Below are 21,763 nucleotides of genomic sequence, written 5' to 3'. Positions count from 1 at the left end.
TGATACCTCCACTCTTAACTGGTTAATAAAATGGTACTAATAATTAAGATAGGAGTCAAAAGAAATGTCAGTGTAATAAAAAGAACAGGCCATCAGACCTGAAAATGATGTGTGTACTTTTCTACTAGATGACCTATAATGTCACAGCTCCTCTTTCTTTTATTTGCTATAATTCATGGGGGATGTCATCCAATTTTTGATGAAAAAGGTGAGCTAATGAAAATCGAACAACAAATCGCCATTCGTCAGTTAGAAGAAAAGATCCACCTGTTTTCTTCAGCTGTGAACGGATCCTTCCTCACAACGGACGATTTCGTTCTATCTAATACTCATATATCGACAGACACATTCAATTTGCTATTACCGACATCAGCGCACATTCAAGATCCGCAAAAAGTGAAAACAACCCTCGAACACTTGCAATCTCAGAAACAATCATTCAGTACGTGGGTAGATCATCGTTTGCTTCATCCTGATTGGGCCAATTTACTAAAGGAATACCAGCTTGAAGAGGTTGAACGAAATACGATCATGATACTTGAGCAGACAGAGGGCATTGACCCAGCTACATCTTCACCGCTTACAATCAAAGAAGTACTTGATCAGCGGACACTGCTTGATTACAAAAATATCTTTATCGAACTATTCAAAGAGTCGCCGGAGGCCATCGCCTTAGAGATCTATTTCCAGCGTTTTTCGCTTGAAGCTATACAATCACGTGCTCGCATGTTCGTCGGATATGTAGACCACAAGCCGGTCACAACAGGCTTATTACTCGAAGCCACTGATAGCTACGGAATTTATGATGTCATCACAAGGGCAGAGCACCGCGGAAAGGGACTTGGCAGCGACATGTTTCATTATCTTCTGACCCAGACAGAAAATAAACAAAAGTGCGTTCTATTACAAGCATCAGCTGACGGCAAAAATATTTACCAACGCGCCGGCTTCCAACCAATCGGCGAAATGGTTGTTTTTGAATAGAACATAAAAAAAGCTGCCTATCATGAGGCAGCTACAGATTGTTGACAAAGGGCTAAAATGATTTTTATTTTAGCCCTTTGTCTTCATTTCAGCACGATGCTGACGATCCATATAAAGTGGTGGTCTCTTCAACGAAATCACCGCACAGCTAAAGGCAATCAACACAAACACTGCACCGAATTTCGCCAGATCAACAGATGAACCGGTCATCGTAAACAGGACACCACCAACCGCTGATCCAATTGAGATACCAATTTGCAAGGCCGATGTATTTAAGCTTTGCTGAATATCAGACGTGACAGGATCTGTTTGAATCAAATAACTCTGCAAGGCAGGCGTTAATGCCCAGCTAAGCGCTCCCCATAGGACAACCATGATCATAAAGAGAACAAACACACCCGCTGTATAAGGAATGATAAACATCACAACGGCAAACGCGATTGTCACCAGCAAGATAGCTTTCCCTGAACCTAGCTTGTCACTGAGCCAGCCGCCAAATCCATTCCCGCCAATAGAGGCAAGCCCGAAGACCAAATAACAAATACTAATCCAGAACGGGGTCATATGCAGAACTTCCATTAAAAACGGAGTGAAATAAGAATACAGCATATAATGACCTGCAAGCATAAACAAACTGATCAAGTGTGCACTAAAAATTTTCGGATGCCCTAAAGAGCGAATTTGCTCTCTGAGGGGTGTCACTTTTTCAACAGGCATTTTCTCTAATAGGAAATAGATCAGCACCATCGATATCGCTGATAAAATACTGATTCCTAAAAACATCACTCTCCAGCCAAAGCTCTCTGTAATAAAAATACCGATCGGTACACCGAGAACAAGTGAAGAACTAATCCCAATAAAAATCAGCCCTAATGCCTTCGCACGATGCGCTGGTTCCACTAATTTAGCAGTGATCGTCAGTGACAACACCACCACTAGCGCTGTACTCATCGCGATCAATACCCTAGAGATCATGACAAGGGCAAAGGTCGAACTAAAATATGTGAAGACATTCCCTATTGTAAACACCAATAAAGCGATTAAATAAAGACGCTTTCGTTCAATTTTAGCTGTGGCAGTCAGCAGCACAGGTGCTGAAATGGCATACACAATGGCAAATACGGTGATAAGCTGCCCAGCTGTCGCAAGTGATACATTCAAATCCTCTGCAAGGCTTGGCAAAATGCCCCCGACCACAAGCTCAACTAATCCTACTGCAAAAGTAGAAACGGCTAATAAATATACTCTCCAGTTCATGTCTAACATCCCTTCTCTATATCATCGCTTTCACTTTTGATACAGGGTGAAGACAAACAAAAAAACCCTGATTACAAAAAAGGAAAGCACGCTTTTGTAATCAGGATTTATCGGATCCTGGTAGAAACCCTCAAACCATATTATTGAGGTTATACAAGTCTATTTTTTTCTTCAAATATAGTAGCATATGCTTACATAACTGGCAAGCTGTAAAAATAGGAAATGACTGCAAATTCACGATCAAACAAAGCACTCAGAACAGCATGAAAAGAAACCCCAGTACAACTTGCTTTCTCCCCCATTTACAGGTAAACTGATGAAAAATCAACGAACATCATCAACGTAGATCTGGAATAGTAGCTTGAATCGATCTTTAACAGAGAGGGAACGGTGCTGAGAAGTTCCTACTGACATCTTCAAGTGAACCTGCCGATTTAGTTCTGTTTCATACAGCGGTTCATACCGTTATCATGATCGAGTGTAAAGCTGTGCTTTAAATTAGGGTGGTACCACCAGGAATGGTCCCTAACTTAAAGCACAGCTTTTTTGTTTTTTAAAAGGAGGAATATGCAATGTCAAAGAAACAATTTGTTGAAAAAATTACAAGCATGGAAGACGACTTTGCCCAGTGGTATACAGATGTTGTCACAAAGGCGCGTCTCGTTGATTATTCAAGCGTCAGAGGCAGTATGATCATTCAGCCATACGGCTTTAAAATCTGGGAGAATATTCGCGACGAACTTGACCGCCAAATTAAAGAAACAGGGCATGAGAATGTGTATATGCCGCTCTTTATCCCAGAAAGTCTACTGCAGCAGGAAAAAGACCATATCGAAGGGTTCGCTCCTGAAGTGGCGTGGGTCACACATGGCGGTGAATCCGAATTACAGGAAAGGCTCTGCGTCAGACCAACCTCTGAAGTACTATTCGCTGAGCATTACAAAAACATCATTCATTCTTACCGTGATTTACCAAAGCTTTATAACCAATGGGCGAATGTCGTCCGCTGGGAAAAGACCACACGTCCATTCCTTAGAACGCTTGAATTCCTCTGGCAGGAAGGACACACATGTCATGAGACAGAGCAAGAAGCGATTGAAGAAACAGAAAGAATGCTTCACATCTACGCTTCTCTTTGCGAAGAGCTCCTTGCCATTCCTGTCATTAAGGGGCGAAAAACAGAGAAGGAAAAATTCGCTGGTGCCCGCTTCACCTATACGGTTGAAAGCCTGATGCATGATGGAAAAGCGCTGCAAACAGCCACTTCTCACTTCTTCGGAAACGGATTTGCCAAAGCATTTGGCATCGAATTCTTAAACCGCGAAGGAAAGCTAGAGCATGTCCAGCAAACCTCTTGGGGCTTTACGACAAGAATCATCGGTGCCATGATCATGGTGCACGGCGATGACAGAGGACTCGTCCTTCCGCCAAACATTGCACCAACCCAAGTACGAATTGTGCCAATCGCCTCTCACAAGGAAGGTGTGCTCGATCATGCCTACGAATTAAAAGATCGACTCACCCGCATCGCACGTGCTGACATCGATGCAAGCGATAAACAGCCAGGCTGGAAATTCAACGAATGTGAAATGCAGGGCATTCCTCTACGTGTCGAAGTAGGACCTAAGGACATCGAAAAAGGACAAGTGATGCTCGCTAGACGAGACACTGGAGAAAAGCAAGCTGTCACCTTAGATGCACTTGAACAAACCATTACATCCACACTTGAAGATATTCAACGGACGATGTACAAAAAGGCGAAAGAACGATTACATGAAAAAACATCAACAGCTCACACCATCGAAGACATTGAGCACATTCTTTCAGAAGAAAACCGATTGATTAAAGCTATGTGGTGTGGTGACGAAGCCTGTGAGAACGACATCAAAGAAAGAACAGGGGCGACCTCACGCTGTATCCCATTTGAACAGGAAACCATTTCGGAAACATGTGTCTGCTGCGGCAAGCCTGCATCTGATATGGTCTTTTGGGCAAAATCTTATTGAGAATCGAAACAAAAGAGAAGCATCCTTTACGATGCTTCTTTTTTTGTTAAAAAGACCCAAACACCCATTGACCTCATCAGCACGATCCCCTATAATTCATATTAATATAATCGGTTTTTAAGACTTTAAATGGAGTGGTGATATATGAAGCGCTGGCCCTCACTGTTTGCTGAACGCTGCCCTAAATGTAAAACAGCATTAGAAGTCTCTAAGTCCAATGCCCTGCAAGGCAAAGTCGTGAAAACATGCCCCAACCTTCATTATCAAAAAGAGTATCACCCAGCCCTTGAAACATATATCGAGCACGATGACATCAAATAAAAAAGACCAACACGTTTGCTTTGTTGGTCTCTTCTTTATAATAAATCCAGCCAAATTTTGACCGCTGTCGCCGTAATCATCGCAGCAAGTACCCATTGTAAGTAGACGGCGTTGATTTTCTGACCGACCTTAGCACCAATCGGAGCGGCGATTAAACTTGCCAGCATCAGCACAACCGCAGGAAGAAGCATGACTTGACCCGTCAATACCTTTCCAGTCGATGCACCGATCGCAGAAAGAAACGTAATCGCAAGTGAGGACGCAATTGTCATCCTGACAGGAATTTTTAAAATAGACAGCATCACCGGTACCAATATAAATGCTCCACCCGCGCCTAGCACCCCGGAAACACTACCAATCACAAAGGCAATACCTGCCGCAAGTCCTTTATGAAAAGTGACTTCTTCCTCTGCATCTGCACGCTGTCCCTTTTTTGGAATCAGCATGAGAACCACAGCTACAATTGCAAGCAATCCATAGACGAGATTCATCCCATTCTCTGGCATAAAGTGAGATACATAACTGCCTAATAAGCTGCCCGCCAATATACTGCTCCCCATATATAAAATCAACGACCGATGTAAAAATCCGCTTTTACGATAGGCTAATACCCCACCGAGCGTCGAAAAAAGGACTTGAATGGCGCCAATGCCTGATACTTCGTGCGCCGATAGTGCCATCACACCGACAAGTGGCGGAATATAAAGCAGCATAGGATAGTTGATCACAGATCCCCCGATCCCCACCATTCCTGATAAGAAGGAACCAATACATCCGATGATAAAAAGTGTAATCAAAAACGCAAAATCCACGCTGGTCTCCTCCTTTGCAAAAGGAAAAGGGGATCTTCAGCAGATACCCCTACATCCTTTAGGACCCTTTTCTCACCCAGAACTTCAGCACATGTCCTTCTTCCGTCTGCGTGATCAATTCATGTCCGCTTGACTTCGCCCATGCTGCTAAGTCAGCTTTAGCTCCTTTATCTGTTGCATGTATTTCTAACACTTGACCTTCCGCCAAGTCGTTCATTTTTTTCTTTGTTCGAATAATCGGCATTGGGCATGCAAGCCCTGTGACGTCTAACATTTGATCTGATGTCATTTCGTTGTTCCTCTCCTCTTATTTTATTGGACATTACCGAATCGCACAACGGTTTGGACCAATTTCCATTTCACGCTGCGCTTCATCGTCTGGGCTCAGCTTCCCCATATTGGTTTGACGAATGTCTTGATAGGCGTTTGGCTGTGCGGGTAGATTTTTCGTGACCATTTCTCTAAATACGACTTCATCTTCAATATTCAGCCCATGATTTTCTTCAAAAAGAACGCCTAGCTCCTTCCAAACGCTTCCGTCTTCATTGACTTCATCCATGATCATGAAATGCGCTGGCAACACAATCAATTCTTTCGAAAGTGCGCCATATCGGTCATATAGGGTTTCTCTCAAATCACCTACCCAGTCCTCCGCCATTCCAGCGAGGTCGGGTCTTCCAATCGAATCCACGAACAAAATATCACCTGAAAGAAGATATTGATCATCCACGATAAAAGATGTTGACCCTATCGTATGCCCCGGTGAGTAAAGGGGATGAATATCAATGGTAGCCGCTCCTATCGCGATGCGCTCTCCTTCTTCAAGACGGTTATATTCAAAGATCACTTCTTCTGCATCTTTTGGCGGCAGCCAGTAGCTAGCACCCGTCTGTTCAGCCAGTTTCTTCCCACCAGAAATATGATCTGCATGAAGATGAGTATCCAACACTTGTGTTATAGAGACATGGTGCTTTTTGGCAAAACGGATATAGACATCTGTCATTCTAGCGGCATCTACAATTGCGGACTCTCCATTCGACATGATCATATAAGACAGGCATCCTTTGCCCATCCGTACAAATTGATAGAGCTCTCCACCGCCGCTTAAATCACCAATCTTCACTGGCTCCAGATGCTCACTCCACGCCTTCATGCCGCCTTCTAAATAATGGACCGTTCTGCCCGCCTCTGACAGCATCTCCGCAACCATGATAGAGGAGCCTTCTTTGGCACAAACCACCAATACTTCACGATCAAGAGGAATGTCATGCAGAATGCTCTCTACTCCTTCAAGGAGATCAAAATAAGGCACATTCATATGAACGATTGCTTCCCCTTCGATCTTCCAGTCCTGTACATCCGCTTGATTTCGCACATCTAGCAAAAAGAGCGGTTCCTTGTTCACGATCTTTTTTGTTAACTGCTCTGCAGTCATCGCTTTTACCGTCATGTTTCATTCAGCTCCTATTTTTCAATCGCTCCTGTCCAGCTATTCATGCCTGGCACAATATTTGTCAATTGATGAAATCCTTTTTCTTTTAACTTTTGCGCAGCTAATTCACTTCTTCTGCCTGAATGACAGATCAGGTAAATGTCCGTCTCCCGGCTCAATTCCTCCGCACGTTGATCCACCTCACCAAGAGGAATATGAACAGCTCCTGGAATATGCCCCGCCTCGTATTCATCTAGCTCTCGCACATCTAAAATCACCAAAGATGGATCTTCTTTTACTTTCTGTTGAAAAGTCTCCAAAGACATTTCCGAAATCATGGACTTCCCTTCTTTCTGTTGTTCTCCGCCTTTACGAATCAAATGATGGAGCACCTGGCCTTCTACTGTTGTTCCTAAAAATTCGTGGCCGGCACTTTTTGACCATGCCGCTAGATCCGCTGTTGATCCTTTATCGGTAGCTTGCACTTCCAGTACATCTCCTGGTAAAAGCTCATTCATTTGTTTTTTTGTTTTTACAATCGGCATTGGGCATGCCAGTCCTTTTGCATCTAAAATGACAGTTGGTTGCTGCATGTCATGTCCTCCTCAATATAGGGGTGGGGGTATATTTTGTTGCGCATTTAATGCCAAGCATTCATGCCACCCTTGATGTTTGTAATCTGAGTAAATCCCTGCTTCTTCAATATTTTCGCTGCCTGCATACTTCTCATTCCGCTTTGACATATCACATAGACCTCTTTGTCTTTAGAAAGCTGAGAAGCTCGTTTCTTCAAATGAGACAACGGGATGTTTTGAAAACCTTTGATATGATTTGTTTGAAATTCACTAGGAGATCGCACATCAATGAGCTGTTGACCTTTGCTTTTCAGCTTTTTTTTCATATGAACTGCATCCATTTGCTTCACACCTCGTACCGGCAAAAAACGGCTCACGAGTAATCCAATTACGATGATGAGTAAAATCGTCTGCACCATCTTGCTTCACCTCACTAGATAAATAAATTCACACGTCCGATTTCAGCCTCTGCTAAATATGCCGCTACACCAGCATATTGAATGTCATCCAATAATTCTTTCTCCTGCAGCCCTAAAAGATCCATCGTCATTGTACATGCCACGAGGTTAATATCCTGCTCCTTCGCCATCTCAATGAGCTGCGGCAAGGTCATGGCATTGTGCTTTTTGATCACATGTTTGATCATTTTCGGCCCCATTCCCGCAAAATTCATCTTGGAAATCCCCATGCGATCAGCCCCGCGCGGCATCATCTTGCCGAACATTTTTTCTAAAAATCCTTTTTTCATCGGTACCATCTCATCCTTACGCAAGGCATTCAGCCCCCAAAATGTATGGAAAATGGTCACCTCATGATCATAGGCTGCTGCACCATTGGCAATAATGTAAGCTGCCATCGCTTTATCATAATCTCCACTAAATAACACAATCGTCGTGCGTTTTTTCTGTTCTTCCATTCTGCTCCTCCTTCAACAATTACCTATGGGGGTATATAGAAACTAAAAAATATATACATATACCGGTAAGGGTATATTACATCAAGTAAAAAAATCCGTCAACCTCCAAAGGCTGAGGAATTTCTTACCGGCTTTTCACCAATAGCTCAACTGCCTCTTTCACAAGACCTTCCGTATCCTTGCCTTGTTCAAGACTTTCACGAACACATTGCTCAAGATTTGTACTCACAATCACACCCATTGCCCGATCAATGGCATTGCGTGATGCAGACAGCTGCGTCACCACCTCGCGGCAATCCTTTCCCTGCTCCATCATCGCAAGAACCCCTTTAATCTGCCCCTCAATCCGGCGAAGACGATTCTTCATCTGTTGATTATATTCCATGAATAAGCACTCCTTTCTATGACAGATAGTATACCCTAAGAGGTATTTAGTCAAACGACTTGCCCTTTTCTTTTGTAGAAAACGAATGTGAAAAGAATTGCACATTCCACCATTTATTGATAAAAAGTAAATAACCAACGAACGAGAAATCATTGAAGAAAAGAGGGCAACCCATGACTTTACAGCATTATATTGGATCAAACAAAGAACTGCCGCTTGGGACCATTGGTCAAAATCCTACCTATAAACCACTCTCTGAACTCAATATCAAATTGTTTGATCAAAAACAAAAAAAGCACAAAACCTATCAAAAAGAAGATCCTTTGATAGAAGTATTCGAAACAGAAGAGGATTTCGAAGGCATTCACATTGATTATTTAGATCCTTTCTATGAAACGGTAAGAAACAAATTTACGCATCCTTTTGTTTATGAATTGGACATCATTCATTCTCTTCGTGCACTTTTTCAATTCATTGAAAAAGAGCTGTCAACAGGAGAAACCATCGAAATCTATTCTTGTCTAAATGAACTCGAAACGAAAGAAAAGAATGATCAATTGGATGTAGAAATTGACCTAAGCAAAAAACAGTTTGGGAAACATATCGATTTTAAAGGGATCGATGAACTGATTGATATGTTTGAATTAGAAAACTTACAATATGTATTGGTGAAGAAGTAAAGATGATAAATTCCTTCCAAATGAGGGATCTTATAAAAAAGAAAAAAGCAGGTGACCCATGCCAAATAACCAAACACCCAATCCACTCATCAAAGAAAAATCACCATACCTCCTTCAACACGCCCACAACCCAGTACACTGGTATCCGTGGGGGCAAGAAGCATTCGACAAAGCGAAACGTGAAAATAAACCTGTGCTTGTCAGCATCGGTTACGCCACTTGTCACTGGTGCCACGTCATGGCACACGAAAGCTTTGAAGATCAGCAAGTCGCTGACATCCTAAACGAGCATTTCATTTCAATCAAAGTCGATCGTGAGGAGCGTCCAGATATCGACTCGATGTATATGTCTGTTTGTCAGATGATGACAGGGCAAGGCGGCTGGCCGTTGAACGTGTTTGTCACGCCTGATCAAAAGCCTTTTTATGCGGGGACGTATTTTCCAAAAAGAAGTGCTTACGGACGTCCTGGCTTTATCGAAGCTCTGACACAACTGCTAGACGCATATCACAACGATCGCGATCATATCGAATCATTGGCAGAGAAGGCGACAAATAATCTGCGGATCAAAGCAGCAGGGCAGACAGAGAATACGCTCACCCAGGAGGCGATCCACAAAGCCTATTATCAGCTCATGAGCAGTTTTGATACGCTGCACGGCGGGTTCGGCTCTGCGCCAAAATTTCCTGCACCTCATATGCTTTCATTCTTGATGCGCTATTACGAATGGACTGGGCAGGAAAATGCGCTATATGCAGTCACGAAAACGTTAGATGGAATCGCAAATGGCGGTATATACGACCATGTCGGTTCAGGTTTTTCTCGTTATTCAACAGACGAAAAATGGCTTGTGCCACATTTTGAAAAGATGCTGTATGATAACGCCTTGCTCATGGAGGCTTACACAGAAGCGTATCAGCTCACTCAACAATCTACATATGAAAAGCTTGTCCACCGCCTGATTCACTTTATCAAGCGAGATATGATGAATCCGGATGGCTCCTTTTATTCAGCGATAGATGCAGATTCTGAGGGGAAAGAAGGACAATATTATGTCTGGTCAAAAGATGAGATCATGACTCATTTAGGCGAGGACCTCGGCGCATTATTCTGCGCTGTCTACCACATCACAAATGAGGGGAACTTTGAAGGGGAGAACATCCCTCATACCATTTCCATCTCTTTTGATGACATCAAAGCCTCTTTTTCAATTGATGACCAAACGCTCCAGTCTAAGCTGCAAGAAGCCCGGCACATTTTACAATCTGTCAGACAGCAGCGACCCGCGCCGCTTGTCGATGACAAGGTGCTCACGTCTTGGAATGCGCTGATGATCGCAGCTCTAGCCAAAGCAGGAAGGGTCTTTGATGCAGAGGAAGCCATCCGTATGGCAAAACAGGCGATGTCTTTTCTAGAAACACACCTCGTCCAACATGATCGTGTCATGGTCCGATATAGAGAAGGTGACGTCAAGCATCTAGGCTTTATCGAGGATTATGCGCATATGCTAAAAGCGTATATGTCTTTATATGAAGCGACCTTTGAATTAGCATGGCTGGAAAAGGCAACAGTCATTGCCGAGAACATGTTTGAACTGTTTTGGGACAAGGAAAAAGGGGGCTTTTTCTTCTCAGGATCAGATGCGGAAGCGCTCATCGTTCGAGAAAAAGAAGTGTACGACGGTGCCATGCCTTCTGGCAACAGCACCGCACTCAAGTACCTTCTCATGCTAAGCAGACTGACAGGACGTCAGGATTGGTTGGACACATTAGAGCAGATGTTCCAAGCCTTTTATGTCGATATTTCTTCCTATCCAAGCGGTCATACAGCATTTCTGCAAGGGCTTCTCGCTCAATATGCAACGAAAAGAGAAATCATCATTCTCGGAAAAAATGGCGACCCTCAAAAAGAACAGCTTTTACAGGCGCTTCAAAAACGCTTCATGCCATTTGATATCATATTGACTGCCGAAACAGGACAGAAATTAGCAAAACTCGCGCCCTTTACAAAAGATTACAAAACAATTGATGGCAAAACCACCGTGTATATTTGTGAAAACTACAGTTGCCGCCAGCCAATCACCGATATCGACGAAGCAATGGCACGATTGAGTATGTCATGAGATGACTATGAGAAGACAAAATGAGGACAAACAGATAAAAAACATGTCAATCCGCTAACAAATTGTCTGTACGGTTTTATTTTTCCTAAAAAAGGGTTAGAATGCGCACTAGATGTTCTCATACCGAAGGGAGAGAAAATGATGAATAAGGTATCATACACAATCATCGCTTGTTTGTTATCTGTTGGGCTTGCAGCCTGCTCGTCAAACGATGCCAAACAAGATAAGCAAAACGATTCAGCCAAAAACAAGGAAACTACACAGGCTGACCAAAAAAAGCAGCAAAAGCAAATGGAAGAGATGCAAAAGAAATTAGACGCACAAAAAATCGATGATCAAAAGGTCGTTGCGACCGTCAACCAAGACAAAATCACAGGTAATGAATATAATAGCGCTCTATCAACCATTCAAGGACAGCTTCAGCAATCTGGGCAAGACCCAACATCTAAAGAAGGCGCAAAAGCAGTTAAGAAACAAACCATTGATGCGCTCGTAGGTCAAGAGCTCATCCTGCAAGATGCTGAGAAGAAGGGCATCAAAGCCTCTGACAAAGAGGTAGATAAACAGTTAAAAGAAGAAAAGAAACAATTCAAAGACAATGCTCAATTTGAAGAAGCCCTTAAGAAAAGCGGACTCACCATGGATCAGCTGAAAAGTGACATTGCCGATAGTATCAAATACAGTCAGTATGTCGACAAAGAAATCAAATCAGCGTCCGTCTCTGAAAAGGATGTCAAAGCGTACTATGATCAATACGCTGATGAAATGAAAAAACAAAAGCAAAAAGCACCAGAGTACAAAGAGGTTAAATCACAAATTAAAAAACAGCTAGAATCTCAAGAAAAGCAGAAAGAAGTTCAAAAAGAAATTGAAAAACTAAAGAAATCTGCGAAAATTAACGTGTCTCTATAACAGCTAATTAAATCCGCCATTGTGCGGATTTTTTTTCGTTACTTGATGAACTATTTTTCCAAAATAATGACAAAAGCCTCATCATAAACATCTCTTCCTTCCGATATGATGGGAGTACAAAAGAAAGCGTTATCAATTCTTTTGTCTCTTAAAAAGTACAAGATCAAACGCCGATCTCGTACTTTTGCTTCAGTCAATCAGACAACGACAAGAGGAGGATCTTTATGTTCAAATGGTTTAAACCGGCTCCGCATATCGACAGGCTCGATGATGCCAAGACAGATGAGACCTATAAGAGGCTGCGGCTGCAAGTCTTTTTAGGCATCTTTATCGGATATGCGGGCTACTATTTGCTGCGCAAAAATTTTGCATTTGCTATTCCTTATCTACAAGAAGAAGGCTTCACGAAAAGTGAATTAGGCTTTGTACTCGCAGCTGTCTCCATCGCTTATGGCTTTAGTAAATTCATCATGGGGATGATCTCAGACCGCTGTAACCCAAGATATTTTTTAGCCACCGGACTCTTTTTATCAGCCCTTATCAATATCCTATTTGTCTCATTTCCATGGGTGACGTCAAGTGTATGGATCATGTTCTTATTCATGTTTTTAAACGGCTGGTTCCAAGGCATGGGGTGGCCGCCATGTGGACGGACGATGGCGCATTGGTTTTCAGTTAGTGAACGTGGAACGAAAATGTCCATTTGGAACGTCGCTCACAATATCGGCGGGGGAATTCTGGCACCGCTCATCACCTTAGGGATCGTGCTGTTTGCAACATGGAAAAGTATCTTTTTCTTCCCTGCCATCATTGCCATTATCGTCTCCTTCGTGATCATTCTTCTCGTCCGGGATACACCGCAATCCACTGGTCTTCCGCCAATCGAGGAATATCGCAATGACTATCCGGCACAGCAGTATGAAGATCAAGAAAAAGAATTAACAGTGAAAGAGATTTTATTTAAGTATGTACTCAACAATAAATTCCTTTGGTATATCGCGATTGCCAACGTCTTTGTGTACTTCGTCCGTTACGGTGTCGTGGACTGGGCGCCGACCTACTTAACAGAAGCAAAGGGCTTTTCACCAGAGCATTCCCGCTGGTCATACTTTCTTTATGAATATGCAGGCATTCCCGGCACATTATTGTGCGGGTGGATTAGTGACCGATTCTTTAGAAGCCGCCGCGCACCAGCAGGCGTCCTCTTTATGGCTGGGGTGTTAATTGCGGTGCTTGTTTACTGGTTAAACCCTGCTGGCAATCCAATGGTCGATAACATCGCCCTCATCAGCATCGGCTTTTTAATTTACGGACCTGTCATGCTCATTGGACTTCAAGCCATTGACCTCGCTCCTAAAAAAGCAGCTGGCACTGCGGCCGGACTCACCGGCTTTTTCGGCTATATTGGCGGCTCTGCCTTCGCCAATGCGATGATGGGCGTTGTCGTCGATCATTACGACTGGACAGGAGGATTTATTTTATTGGTTGGTTCTTGTGTGCTTGCGATTGTCTTCCTAGCGATGACTTGGAATACAGGAAAGCGCGTAGAGCAAGCTTAATGAAAATCACATAAAAGATTCATATCCACCCAACATGCCCTTTACATCTATTTCTTATGATGAAGGCAGTTACCGTAAAAGGAGGATAAAATATGAAGAAAAGTAGATTACTTGCTTTCGTGTTGCTCTCTTTTGCTTTACTGTCTATTGCGTGGGTGCCGGCCACCGTATCGGCACATGAACATCTTTTATCTCCAGATCGTATTCTAACCGTTGCACATCGCGGAGCATCAGGGTATGCACCAGAGCATACCCTGGCTTCTTACAAACTCGCCACAAAGATGAATGCCGATTACCTCGAACTCGACCTTCAAATGACAAAGGATGGACACCTCATCGTCATGCACGATGAAACCGTAGACCGTACCACAAACGGAACGGGCTCGGTCAAAGACCTCACACTTGCTGAAATCAAACAGCTTGATGCTGGTACTTGGTTTAACGAAGCCAATCCCGACAGACAAAATGCCAACTATATCGGACAGCGAGTCCTCACATTAGATGAAGTGCTACGCTATTTCGGCAAACGAGAAAATTATTATATTGAAACAAAAAAACCAGACATCTATCCGCAAATGGAAGAAAAGCTATTGGCGACTCTAAAAAAACATCATCTTCTCGGGAAACACACAAGAAAAGGGCAGGTCATCATTCAATCCTTTAGCCAAGACAGCCTGCTAAAGCTACAGAAATTAGCTCCGCGCCTTCCAAAAGTACAGCTTTTAGACAGAACCCAAATGACGTCCATCACAGATGATCAGCTCGATTTCATCAAATCTTATGCAGTGGGGGTCGGACCGAATTTTAGAGCATTGACACTTGAAAACGTGCAACAGGTCAGAAGCCATGGACTCCTCCTACACCCATATACGGTCAACAACGAAGCAGACATGACCCGATTACTGCAATACGGCGTCACCGGACTTTTCACCAACTTTCCAGATGTCTTCAACCGTGTAAAAGCTTCTATCTAAACAAAAAAAAGCCTTGCGGTCCATCCCGCAAGGTCTTTGATTATTTTACCGTTTGATCAGAAGAAGCTGTTTCAATCGGTTTCCGTTTCCCGATTCCAAAGACATAGAAGCTAAGCGCTACTACAATTAAGAACCCAATTGCCACAATCAGAGAAATACGCGTATCCTGATTAATGAGCATAAATACCAGCACCATCAGTAAGAAACCGATTGTCAGATAATTAGAAAACGGAGCTAGTGGCATCTTAAATGGATGCTGATCAAGCGCAGCTCCCTTCGCCTTTCTAAAACCGATATGACTAATCAAAATCACAAACCACGGCACCATACCAGGAAGTACACTCGCACTATACACATAGACGAAAATGTTTGGTGGCGCAACATAATTGAGGACAACCCCTATTGCTAAACCAATCAGCACAGCGAATGTTCCAAAATACGGCACACCATTCTTCGAAATTTTGGTGAAGAAAGCAGGCGCCTGCCCGTTCACACCTAATGTATAAAGCATACGACCCGCACTGAAAATCCCACTATTACAGCCGGACATCGCAGCTGTAATGACAACAAAGTTAATAATACCAGCGGCGGCTGTAATTCCAATTTTCGCAAACGTCGCCACAAATGGACTGCCAAGGGTATTGAGCTGATCCCAAGGATACACTGTCACAATGACAAAGATCGCACCGATATAGAAAATCAAAATCCGCCAGATGATACTTTTGATGGCATTGGTTAGCGTTTTTTCTGGATTTTGCGCTTCACCTGCTGTAATCCCAATCAGCTCTACACCCTGATAGGCAGCAATGACCAGCGACAATGCAAACAAGAATCCGGTAAATCCACCTGTAAAGAATCCGCCGTGCGCCCACAGATTAGACAATCCAATAGGCGTTCCGCCATTTCCAAAACCAAAGAAAATAATGCCTAGACCTGCAATGATCATCAAAATAATCGTCACAATCTTGATCATGGCAAACCAAAATTCGAACTCACCGAACGATTTAACCGAAATCAAGTTGGCCGCTCCCAAAATAATCATCGCAATTAATCCTGGTATCCACGCTGGTAGCTCTGGGAACCAATATTTCATATAAGCGCCTACGGCAATAATTTCCGACATCCCGACAATGACCCACTGGAACCAGTTACTCCAAGCTGTCATATACCCCGCAAGCGGATGAATATATTGATGACCGAATGTAGCAAATGAACCTGTACTCGGTTCAACGTATAACATTTCTCCCATCGCACGCATAATAAAAAAGATAAAGATACCACATACTGCGTATGCGAGAAGAACCGATGGACCTGTCCATTGAATGGCCTTGGCTGACCCCATAAATAAGCCAACACCAATCGTGCCGCCGAGTGCGATCATTTGAATATGGCGGGCACTTAACCCTCTTTTTAATTCCTTTTGAGCCACTTTTCTTCCCCCTCATCAACAAACAACATAAAAAATAAAAATCAGAATGATCATTCTGATTGAGAAACATCAATCTTTCGATGTATATTATCATAATAAATCTACCCTTAAAAAACAATTGTTTTTTTGAGGGAAACACTATTATCAAAATATTCCGACATAAAAAGATGCTCAAATTGTTTTATATTGATATATTGAAATCAAGAGTGAAACTTAGAAACTGACCGCTCTACCGGTTACTTTCAATTTCAGAAAGGAACTCTCTAAAATCAGCTGCAATTTCCTTTGATTTCGTATGATGCAAATAATGGCCGCCTTTGAAAGTAACTACTTTGCCGTGATCTACATTTTTCAGTAGCTCTTCATGCATTGGTTTCCAGTTTGGTGTTTCTTTCTCCGTTTGATCTGCTAAATAGAAAACAACAGGGAGCTTCTGAGGAAAATGTAGACGTTGAGCATTTTTAAAATTGTTTCTAAAGTTATCTGCCTCACTAGCTTGGCTTTCATCCATGAAATTTCGGAAGGTCAACATTTTAATCTGAGCTTTCGTTTGATCATCTACTTTAGGCATCACCAGTTGATCTGGATTCATTTTCACTATCAATCTGTAAAAGCCGGATTGATGAAGCAGCTGTAAGCTGGAAACCGGCAATTCATCTGCGTCCTCCTGCTTAGGAAAACTACTATCAATTCCAACAAAAGCTTGAACTTCTTTCTCATATTGATTCACATATTCTAGTCCGTAAATGCCAGAAATGGAATGCCCCATCAACGTATACTTTTTAATATTAAGCTTTTGCAAACATTCATGAATCTCATCTACAATGTTTTGACTTGTCCGTACTTTATCTGTATCGTCACTTAAACCATAACCAAATGGTTCAATCACTACGACTCTATAATAAGGTGATAATTCTTTTACTAGAGGCTTAAAATCTAGCACTGGCGAAGCAGTTCCATAGCCTGGGAGAAGGACAATCGTTTCTTTCCCATCGCCTTGAATGAGCACATTCATTTGCTTCCCATCCACCATGACCTTTTGCCCATAAGCTTCTATTTTCCCCTTCTCCCGTTCATTACTAATGAGGTTTACAAAATAAACAGTAGCTAGAAAAACAACCATGACCGTGATAATTGTACATATAGATATCAGCATGATTTTCAATATTTTTTTCAATGGTTTTCTCTTCCCTTCATGATGAAGAATTCTAGCTTTCGATGAGCATTTAATATTTCCTTTCACAATAGATGATGCCAATTGTATTTGCGCAAACACTTGATACATACATAAAAGTAATCGCTATATAAAACCACTCTGTTGGAGATGAGAATTGTTGGACCAAAGATTGAACGACAGCAACCAATATATAGGCTAAAGCCACACCTATAATGGAAAAACTTCCTGCTTTCGCTAAAATAAATTGTCCTCGTTCATCATGTTTATATTCACGGTTTTTCTTAAATTGAAAGGCCGTGCTTAAAACAGAAAGGGTAATCAGAGAATAAAGTATGATCGTCGTTATCATTGTTGTTCCTCCTTGTCGACCTCTTGAAATACGTCATACAAATCAACTTCAAATGTCCTAGCAATTTGAAAGGCTAATTTTAAAGACAAAGAATATTTACCATTTTCAATCGCTGCCACAGTTTGACGAGTCACACCTAACTTCTCTGCCAAATCCTTTTGTGTCCAGTCTCTTTCTGCCCGTAATACTTTAATTCTATTTTTAATCTCCATTTCAAATTCCTTTCTTAAAGGATGATTTATTTAACAATATGTTAAAAATAATTAACATTATGTTATGTAATAATAACCTCTTTTCTTCTGCATGTCAATTTCATCGGATGCAAAAAAATAAGAATCATCCATTTTGAAAGTCCAACCTCAAAATGAATGATTCTCTAGAAATAATGTGATCATCTGAATTAAAACACTTTTCTCTGGTAAATTGCAGTAGAAAGTCCCCAAGACAGCAAGTAGATAAGCATAATCAGTACAGTTGACCCCGTATATACAATCGAGATCGATAAATTCATGATAAAATCAGTGATCCCACTGAATTGCTCTGCTAAATAAAGAACAACAGGCGGCCCCATAGCAGATAATACGATAAATCCAATGATCACTGCCGTTGTGATATAACCAGGCTTTAAGATATAAAATAATGGAAACGTACATGCTGCGAACAATAAAAACAACCCGCTGCCAATCGCAATATCTGACAGCGAAAACAGCTTCCCAAACACAAATAATGCAGCACTTGTCAGCACAATCGCAATACTCATATAGAAAATGGCGCCAAGATAACGTGATGCGATAATTTCTTTACGTGTATAGGGCAAGGAATTTAATAGAATATTCGTTTCTGCCTTCTCATCATAAGCATATGTGTTAAATGGTATGAAGACACTAGCGACTAGAAACGTCAATACTGGATGGACATCCATGAAAATGAAAAATAGGATGAACGGAATAAAAATAAGTAACTGCTTCTTTTGCAAAATCACATCACGCTTAATTAAATGAAACATGCGCAACCCCGCCTTTCAAATAAAACATGATATCCTCAAGCGACGCCGGTTCAATCACAACAGCATTCCCAAAAATAAGTTTCACCTCATCAATTCGATCTGTTAATGCTTCAAATCCGGCTGCCGTACGCTGAATATGGATAAATGACTTTTCTGTGTCTCGATCCAACAAATCCAGGCTCCCCTTCACAAGCGCATAATTCTCTGCTACCTCGTGAATCGATTGTTGAAAGACCAGTCTTCCATTTTGTATAAACGCAATATAATCCGCGATCCGGTCTAAATCAGTCGTCATATGCGTGGAGAAAAAGATCGTTCGATTCCCATCAATCATCAATTCTTGTAACGTGCCGAGTAGCTCTCTTCTAAAGACCGGATCCAACCCAGCAGTTGGTTCATCCATGATAATCAGCTCGGCATGATGCGACAGTGCAATCGCAAGTGATGCCTTCATCTGCATCCCTTTTGAAAATGTTTTGATCGCTTTATTTAGCGGCAGACCAAACTGTTCAATATATTGATAAAAAAGCTCGTCATCCCAACGTTTATAGGCAGGTGCCACAATTCGTTTGATATCTTTTAAATTCAATCCTGGGAAAAAAACGTTGGCATCATAAACAAAGCCGATTCGTTCCTTAATCTCTTTTTCATGGGTGTGATAATCTAATCCGAAAATTTTAACCTCACCCGAATCTGGTTTTAACAAATTCATGATCATTTTAATAGTGGTCGACTTACCAGCGCCATTTTCTCCAATAAACCCAGTAACAAAGCCTTTTTTGACCTGTAAATCAAGATTCTGAACAGAAAAGTCCTTGAATCGTTTTGATACTCCTTTGAATTCAATTACATGCTCCACTCATCTCACTCCTCATACAAGAACTTTAATAACTGCTGCAATTCATCAAAAGATAAGCCTAATTCCTTGCCGTTTGTAACAACCGCTCCAAGCTGTTCCTCAATCACCTTCAATTTTTTCTCTCTCATGACCTCTAGATTTTGCTCTGCAACAAATGATCCCTTACCGACAATCGAATAAATAAATCCTGCCTTCTCTAACTCTTCATATGCTCGCTTTGTGGTAATGACGCTGATTTGTAAATCCTTCGCCAGCTTTCGAATAGACGGCAGCGCAGCGCCTTCCGCCAGCTCACCCGTTAAAATCATCGATTTGATTTGATTCGTAATTTGCTCATAGATGGGCTCCTTAGAGTGGTTTGAAATCGTAATTTGCATATAAAAACCTCTTTTTTCTGTACTGGTGTTTGAAACAAAATATTGTATATACACTATATATACATTATATACACACTGAAAGAATAATCAACCATTTTTTGATTGCAACTCAACTAAAAAAACCGCACAGCTCTTCAGCTATGCGGCCTTCCCAAAAAAATTTATCTCCAATACACCCATTTTCCCATCATCCACTCCACCGGACCTCTTCTCCATTTTTTCAAATAGAGATAACTGATGAACAGCTGTGCTGTGTACAGTCCGACAGCGAGTAGCAGCCCAAACATTGACCCCATCTGTCCAAATAGACCAAGTCCATAAGAATAGAAAATTGTTGTACAAATGATCGACTGCGCCAAATAGTTTGATAGAGATAAACGGCCAAGCCCTGCAAGCAAACGTTTGAGGCCTTCGGCTGCCTTCGAATAGTAAAACACAATAAAAGCTTGAATATACCCGATCGCCAGCACATAAGCACCAAGCGTAATCACTAATTCACTCCAAGGGGCATCAATAAACGTCGCACATTTTAGTGCAAGCCCAACGACAATCATCCAGACCCAGCCTTTTCGATAGGCCATTCCTCGATCTTCTTCTGTCAGATGACCCTTTTTCCCGATCGCCATGCCAAGCAGTGCAAACGGACCAACCGAGATCGTACCGAAAAGAAAACCTAATATTGGCATAAGCGTAATGCTCACGATCGCCAGAATAATGGTCACAATCAACATATCGTCTTCAACCGTAATCCGGCTGAGTAAAATATCCCCATAAGCACCTTTCGCATACACATCGGTTATTAATTCATCAGTCCCATAAACAAGTTTCATCATATATGGCACAACAACTAATGACAACGCCCCTAACACACCAGACCAAATCAGCATTGTTTTGATCCGGCTGCTCAAAAACATCATCAAGAAAAACGTACATGCTCCATAATAAAGAAGAATGTCGCCATTCCAAATAAAGATATAATGCAGCATTCCAAGCACAATCAGACCAAAGCCTCGGCGAACGACAATGGCATTCGTATTGAGTCCCTTAGCTTTTGTAGATTCAATCAGCTTGATAAAAGAATAACCAAACAAAAAGGAGAAAATCGGATAAAACGACCCCTGGAACAAAATTTCCGTTACATAAACGCCAAATTCCTGCCCCCAAAAGCTCGAATCAAACATTTTCTCAAAATCATAATCATATTGAAAATTAAGCATATTCACGATCAAAATACCTAATAAACTAAAACCACGCAAACTATCAATTAACTCAACCCTAGATCCCTTCAACACGACAGCTCCTTCGGAAAATATAAAAGCATATTTATCCTACCATACTTTCAAAAAATTGGTCTCCAAACCCATGTAAAAACATACGTTTTAAGGTAAATTTAATAAAAAAACCTAGAATATACATTCTAGGTATCTTACTGATAAATGATGATTTTCTTCTTCTTTCCGTATACACGTTTCAAATAAAACAAAATTCCTAACCCGAAAAAAATCAACGGCAACTCCAAGTCTGAAGAAATCGGCAGCCATTTCAGCATCATGAGAATGAGCAAAACAGCCCCCACACCTGCGAAAAAAATGGCGTTTCTTTTTAATCGTTTATTTGATAAAAACAACACG

General features: G+C 41.8%; 25 protein-coding genes, 1 pseudogene, 1 riboswitch and 1 other annotated feature. Of the genes and pseudogenes, 9 read left to right on the top strand and 17 right to left on the bottom strand.

The window, feature by feature from the left end; genetic code table 11:
- Positions 1 to 216: 216 nt before the first annotated feature.
- Positions 217 to 984, top strand: coding sequence for a GNAT family N-acetyltransferase (locus MHI35_RS01260; protein WP_144522500.1), 768 nt, complete (start codon positions 217 to 219; stop codon positions 982 to 984).
- Between the two features lie 69 nt (positions 985 to 1,053).
- On the opposite strand, the gene MHI35_RS01255 is transcribed toward MHI35_RS01260, so the two are convergent.
- A complete protein-coding gene (locus MHI35_RS01255) occupies positions 1,054 to 2,241 on the bottom strand; it encodes an MFS transporter (protein WP_144522501.1) in 1,188 nt (395 codons plus the stop codon).
- A gap of 77 nt (positions 2,242 to 2,318) precedes the next feature.
- A riboswitch (purine riboswitch) is annotated at positions 2,319 to 2,418 on the bottom strand.
- A gap of 157 nt (positions 2,419 to 2,575) precedes the next feature.
- Positions 2,576 to 2,771, top strand: a binding site (T-box leader).
- A 42-nt stretch (positions 2,772 to 2,813) separates the two neighbouring features.
- Between MHI35_RS01255 and proS the strand changes: the two genes are divergently transcribed.
- Positions 2,814 to 4,247 carry a proline--tRNA ligase gene (proS, locus tag MHI35_RS01250; RefSeq protein ID WP_144472500.1) on the top strand — a complete coding sequence of 478 codons (1,434 nt, stop codon included), beginning with the start codon at positions 2,814 to 2,816 and terminating at the stop codon, positions 4,245 to 4,247.
- 144 nt (positions 4,248 to 4,391) lie between these two features.
- Entirely contained in the window at positions 4,392 to 4,568 is a 177-nt protein-coding gene (locus MHI35_RS01245; RefSeq protein ID WP_012008772.1) for a hypothetical protein, read from the top strand.
- A gap of 35 nt (positions 4,569 to 4,603) precedes the next feature.
- On the opposite strand, the gene MHI35_RS01240 is transcribed toward MHI35_RS01245, so the two are convergent.
- The 7 genes from MHI35_RS01240 to MHI35_RS01210 form a co-directional block, all read right to left on the bottom strand.
- Positions 4,604 to 5,380: a sulfite exporter TauE/SafE family protein gene (locus tag MHI35_RS01240; RefSeq protein ID WP_211063418.1), complete on the bottom strand. Its 777-nt coding sequence runs from the start codon at positions 5,378 to 5,380 to the stop codon at positions 4,604 to 4,606.
- 58 nt (positions 5,381 to 5,438) lie between these two features.
- On the bottom strand, positions 5,439 to 5,669 hold the full coding sequence (locus MHI35_RS01235) for a sulfurtransferase TusA family protein (RefSeq protein WP_012008770.1): 231 nt from the start codon (positions 5,667 to 5,669) through the stop codon (positions 5,439 to 5,441).
- Between the two features lie 33 nt (positions 5,670 to 5,702).
- Positions 5,703 to 6,830: an MBL fold metallo-hydrolase gene (locus MHI35_RS01230; protein ID WP_211063419.1), complete on the bottom strand. Its 1,128-nt coding sequence runs from the start codon at positions 6,828 to 6,830 to the stop codon at positions 5,703 to 5,705.
- A 14-nt stretch (positions 6,831 to 6,844) separates the two neighbouring features.
- Positions 6,845 to 7,405: a sulfurtransferase TusA family protein gene (locus tag MHI35_RS01225; protein WP_211063420.1), complete on the bottom strand. Its 561-nt coding sequence runs from the start codon at positions 7,403 to 7,405 to the stop codon at positions 6,845 to 6,847.
- Positions 7,406 to 7,452: 47 nt separating this feature from the next.
- Positions 7,453 to 7,806, bottom strand: a complete 354-nt coding sequence (locus tag MHI35_RS01220; RefSeq protein WP_144522506.1) for a rhodanese-like domain-containing protein — start codon at positions 7,804 to 7,806, stop codon at positions 7,453 to 7,455.
- Positions 7,807 to 7,820: 14 nt separating this feature from the next.
- A complete protein-coding gene (locus tag MHI35_RS01215; protein ID WP_012008766.1) occupies positions 7,821 to 8,303 on the bottom strand; it encodes a DsrE/DsrF/DrsH-like family protein in 483 nt (160 codons plus the stop codon).
- A 124-nt stretch (positions 8,304 to 8,427) separates the two neighbouring features.
- Positions 8,428 to 8,688, bottom strand: a complete 261-nt coding sequence (locus tag MHI35_RS01210) for a metal-sensitive transcriptional regulator (RefSeq protein WP_003217059.1) — start codon at positions 8,686 to 8,688, stop codon at positions 8,428 to 8,430.
- A gap of 173 nt (positions 8,689 to 8,861) precedes the next feature.
- Between MHI35_RS01210 and MHI35_RS01205 the strand changes: the two genes are divergently transcribed.
- The 6 genes and pseudogenes from MHI35_RS01205 to MHI35_RS01180 all read left to right on the top strand — a co-directional run bounded on the left by MHI35_RS01205 (position 8,862) and on the right by MHI35_RS01180 (position 14,935).
- Entirely contained in the window at positions 8,862 to 9,368 is a 507-nt protein-coding gene (locus MHI35_RS01205; RefSeq protein WP_335349337.1) for a hypothetical protein, read from the top strand.
- Between the two features lie 58 nt (positions 9,369 to 9,426).
- A pseudogene (locus tag MHI35_RS01200) lies at positions 9,427 to 9,918 on the top strand (thioredoxin domain-containing protein); the annotation flags it as partial.
- An 84-nt stretch (positions 9,919 to 10,002) separates the two neighbouring features.
- The gene (locus MHI35_RS01195; RefSeq protein WP_335379101.1) at positions 10,003 to 11,490 is read left to right on the top strand and encodes a thioredoxin domain-containing protein; all 1,488 of its coding nucleotides are present in this window, start codon (positions 10,003 to 10,005) and stop codon (positions 11,488 to 11,490) included.
- Positions 11,491 to 11,631: 141 nt separating this feature from the next.
- Positions 11,632 to 12,402, top strand: a complete 771-nt coding sequence (locus tag MHI35_RS01190) for a SurA N-terminal domain-containing protein (RefSeq protein ID WP_211063428.1) — start codon at positions 11,632 to 11,634, stop codon at positions 12,400 to 12,402.
- A gap of 224 nt (positions 12,403 to 12,626) precedes the next feature.
- A complete protein-coding gene (gene glpT / locus MHI35_RS01185) occupies positions 12,627 to 13,961 on the top strand; it encodes a glycerol-3-phosphate transporter (RefSeq protein WP_088003721.1) in 1,335 nt (444 codons plus the stop codon).
- Between the two features lie 92 nt (positions 13,962 to 14,053).
- Positions 14,054 to 14,935, top strand: a complete 882-nt coding sequence (locus MHI35_RS01180; RefSeq protein WP_335349338.1) for a glycerophosphodiester phosphodiesterase — start codon at positions 14,054 to 14,056, stop codon at positions 14,933 to 14,935.
- Positions 14,936 to 14,975: 40 nt separating this feature from the next.
- Here MHI35_RS01180 and MHI35_RS01175 read toward each other — a convergent pair whose 3' ends face one another.
- From MHI35_RS01175 to MHI35_RS01135, 9 genes are all read right to left on the bottom strand, one after another.
- Positions 14,976 to 16,364, bottom strand: coding sequence for an amino acid permease (locus MHI35_RS01175; protein ID WP_012008757.1), 1,389 nt, complete (start codon positions 16,362 to 16,364; stop codon positions 14,976 to 14,978).
- Between the two features lie 229 nt (positions 16,365 to 16,593).
- Positions 16,594 to 17,541: an alpha/beta fold hydrolase gene (locus tag MHI35_RS01170; protein WP_144522511.1), complete on the bottom strand. Its 948-nt coding sequence runs from the start codon at positions 17,539 to 17,541 to the stop codon at positions 16,594 to 16,596.
- 49 nt (positions 17,542 to 17,590) lie between these two features.
- Positions 17,591 to 17,890 carry a hypothetical protein gene (locus MHI35_RS01165; protein ID WP_211063431.1) on the bottom strand — a complete coding sequence of 100 codons (300 nt, stop codon included), beginning with the start codon at positions 17,888 to 17,890 and terminating at the stop codon, positions 17,591 to 17,593.
- Positions 17,887 to 18,102, bottom strand: a complete 216-nt coding sequence (locus MHI35_RS01160; protein ID WP_012008754.1) for a helix-turn-helix transcriptional regulator — start codon at positions 18,100 to 18,102, stop codon at positions 17,887 to 17,889. Before MHI35_RS01160 ends, MHI35_RS01165 begins: the two co-directional genes overlap by 4 nt.
- Positions 18,103 to 18,290: 188 nt before the next feature.
- Complete coding sequence (locus MHI35_RS01155; protein ID WP_144522514.1) at positions 18,291 to 18,896, bottom strand: ABC-2 transporter permease; 606 nt, start codon at positions 18,894 to 18,896, stop codon at positions 18,291 to 18,293.
- The gene (locus MHI35_RS01150) at positions 18,880 to 19,755 is read right to left on the bottom strand and encodes an ABC transporter ATP-binding protein (protein ID WP_335349339.1); all 876 of its coding nucleotides are present in this window, start codon (positions 19,753 to 19,755) and stop codon (positions 18,880 to 18,882) included. Before MHI35_RS01150 ends, MHI35_RS01155 begins: the two co-directional genes overlap by 17 nt.
- Before the next feature lie 5 nt (positions 19,756 to 19,760).
- Positions 19,761 to 20,132, bottom strand: coding sequence for a GntR family transcriptional regulator (locus MHI35_RS01145; protein ID WP_003217079.1), 372 nt, complete (start codon positions 20,130 to 20,132; stop codon positions 19,761 to 19,763).
- A 161-nt stretch (positions 20,133 to 20,293) separates the two neighbouring features.
- Positions 20,294 to 21,421, bottom strand: a complete 1,128-nt coding sequence (locus MHI35_RS01140; RefSeq protein WP_335349340.1) for a DUF418 domain-containing protein — start codon at positions 21,419 to 21,421, stop codon at positions 20,294 to 20,296.
- Between the two features lie 137 nt (positions 21,422 to 21,558).
- Positions 21,559 to 21,759 carry a hypothetical protein gene (locus MHI35_RS01135; RefSeq protein WP_211063434.1) on the bottom strand — a complete coding sequence of 67 codons (201 nt, stop codon included), beginning with the start codon at positions 21,757 to 21,759 and terminating at the stop codon, positions 21,559 to 21,561.
- Positions 21,760 to 21,763 lie beyond the last annotated feature (4 nt).

Source organism: Bacillus sp. FSL K6-3459 (genome assembly GCF_038003305.1).
In the GTDB taxonomy this organism is placed as follows: domain Bacteria; phylum Bacillota; class Bacilli; order Bacillales; family Bacillaceae; genus Bacillus; species Bacillus pumilus_O.
The sequence above is the reverse complement of the archived record's forward strand: the minus strand, read 5'-3'. Positions and strand labels throughout refer to the sequence as shown.

Excerpts from the sequence above, each read along its gene's own strand:
- MHI35_RS01220 (WP_144522506.1), bottom strand. The coding sequence starts at position 7,806 with ATGGTGCAGACGATTTTACTCATCATCGTAATTGGATTACTCGTGAGC.
- MHI35_RS01165 (WP_211063431.1), bottom strand. The coding sequence starts at position 17,890 with ATGATAACGACGATCATACTTTATTCTCTGATTACCCTTTCTGTTTTA.
- MHI35_RS01210 (WP_003217059.1), bottom strand. The coding sequence starts at position 8,688 with ATGGAATATAATCAACAGATGAAGAATCGTCTTCGCCGGATTGAGGGG.
- MHI35_RS01195 (WP_335379101.1), top strand. The coding sequence starts at position 10,003 with ATGAGCAGTTTTGATACGCTGCACGGCGGGTTCGGCTCTGCGCCAAAA.
- glpT (WP_088003721.1), top strand. The coding sequence starts at position 12,627 with ATGTTCAAATGGTTTAAACCGGCTCCGCATATCGACAGGCTCGATGAT.
- MHI35_RS01225 (WP_211063420.1), bottom strand. The coding sequence starts at position 7,405 with ATGCAGCAACCAACTGTCATTTTAGATGCAAAAGGACTGGCATGCCCA.
- MHI35_RS01255 (WP_144522501.1), bottom strand. The coding sequence starts at position 2,241 with ATGAACTGGAGAGTATATTTATTAGCCGTTTCTACTTTTGCAGTAGGA.
- MHI35_RS01235 (WP_012008770.1), bottom strand. The coding sequence starts at position 5,669 with ATGACATCAGATCAAATGTTAGACGTCACAGGGCTTGCATGCCCAATG.
- MHI35_RS01145 (WP_003217079.1), bottom strand. The coding sequence starts at position 20,132 with ATGCAAATTACGATTTCAAACCACTCTAAGGAGCCCATCTATGAGCAA.
- MHI35_RS01205 (WP_335349337.1), top strand. The coding sequence starts at position 8,862 with ATGACTTTACAGCATTATATTGGATCAAACAAAGAACTGCCGCTTGGG.
- MHI35_RS01160 (WP_012008754.1), bottom strand. The coding sequence starts at position 18,102 with ATGGAGATTAAAAATAGAATTAAAGTATTACGGGCAGAAAGAGACTGG.
- MHI35_RS01245 (WP_012008772.1), top strand. The coding sequence starts at position 4,392 with ATGAAGCGCTGGCCCTCACTGTTTGCTGAACGCTGCCCTAAATGTAAA.
- MHI35_RS01260 (WP_144522500.1), top strand. The coding sequence starts at position 217 with ATGAAAATCGAACAACAAATCGCCATTCGTCAGTTAGAAGAAAAGATC.
- MHI35_RS01230 (WP_211063419.1), bottom strand. The coding sequence starts at position 6,830 with ATGACGGTAAAAGCGATGACTGCAGAGCAGTTAACAAAAAAGATCGTG.
- MHI35_RS01215 (WP_012008766.1), bottom strand. The coding sequence starts at position 8,303 with ATGGAAGAACAGAAAAAACGCACGACGATTGTGTTATTTAGTGGAGAT.
- proS (WP_144472500.1), top strand. The coding sequence starts at position 2,814 with ATGTCAAAGAAACAATTTGTTGAAAAAATTACAAGCATGGAAGACGAC.
- MHI35_RS01180 (WP_335349338.1), top strand. The coding sequence starts at position 14,054 with ATGAAGAAAAGTAGATTACTTGCTTTCGTGTTGCTCTCTTTTGCTTTA.
- MHI35_RS01190 (WP_211063428.1), top strand. The coding sequence starts at position 11,632 with ATGAATAAGGTATCATACACAATCATCGCTTGTTTGTTATCTGTTGGG.
- MHI35_RS01155 (WP_144522514.1), bottom strand. The coding sequence starts at position 18,896 with ATGTTTCATTTAATTAAGCGTGATGTGATTTTGCAAAAGAAGCAGTTA.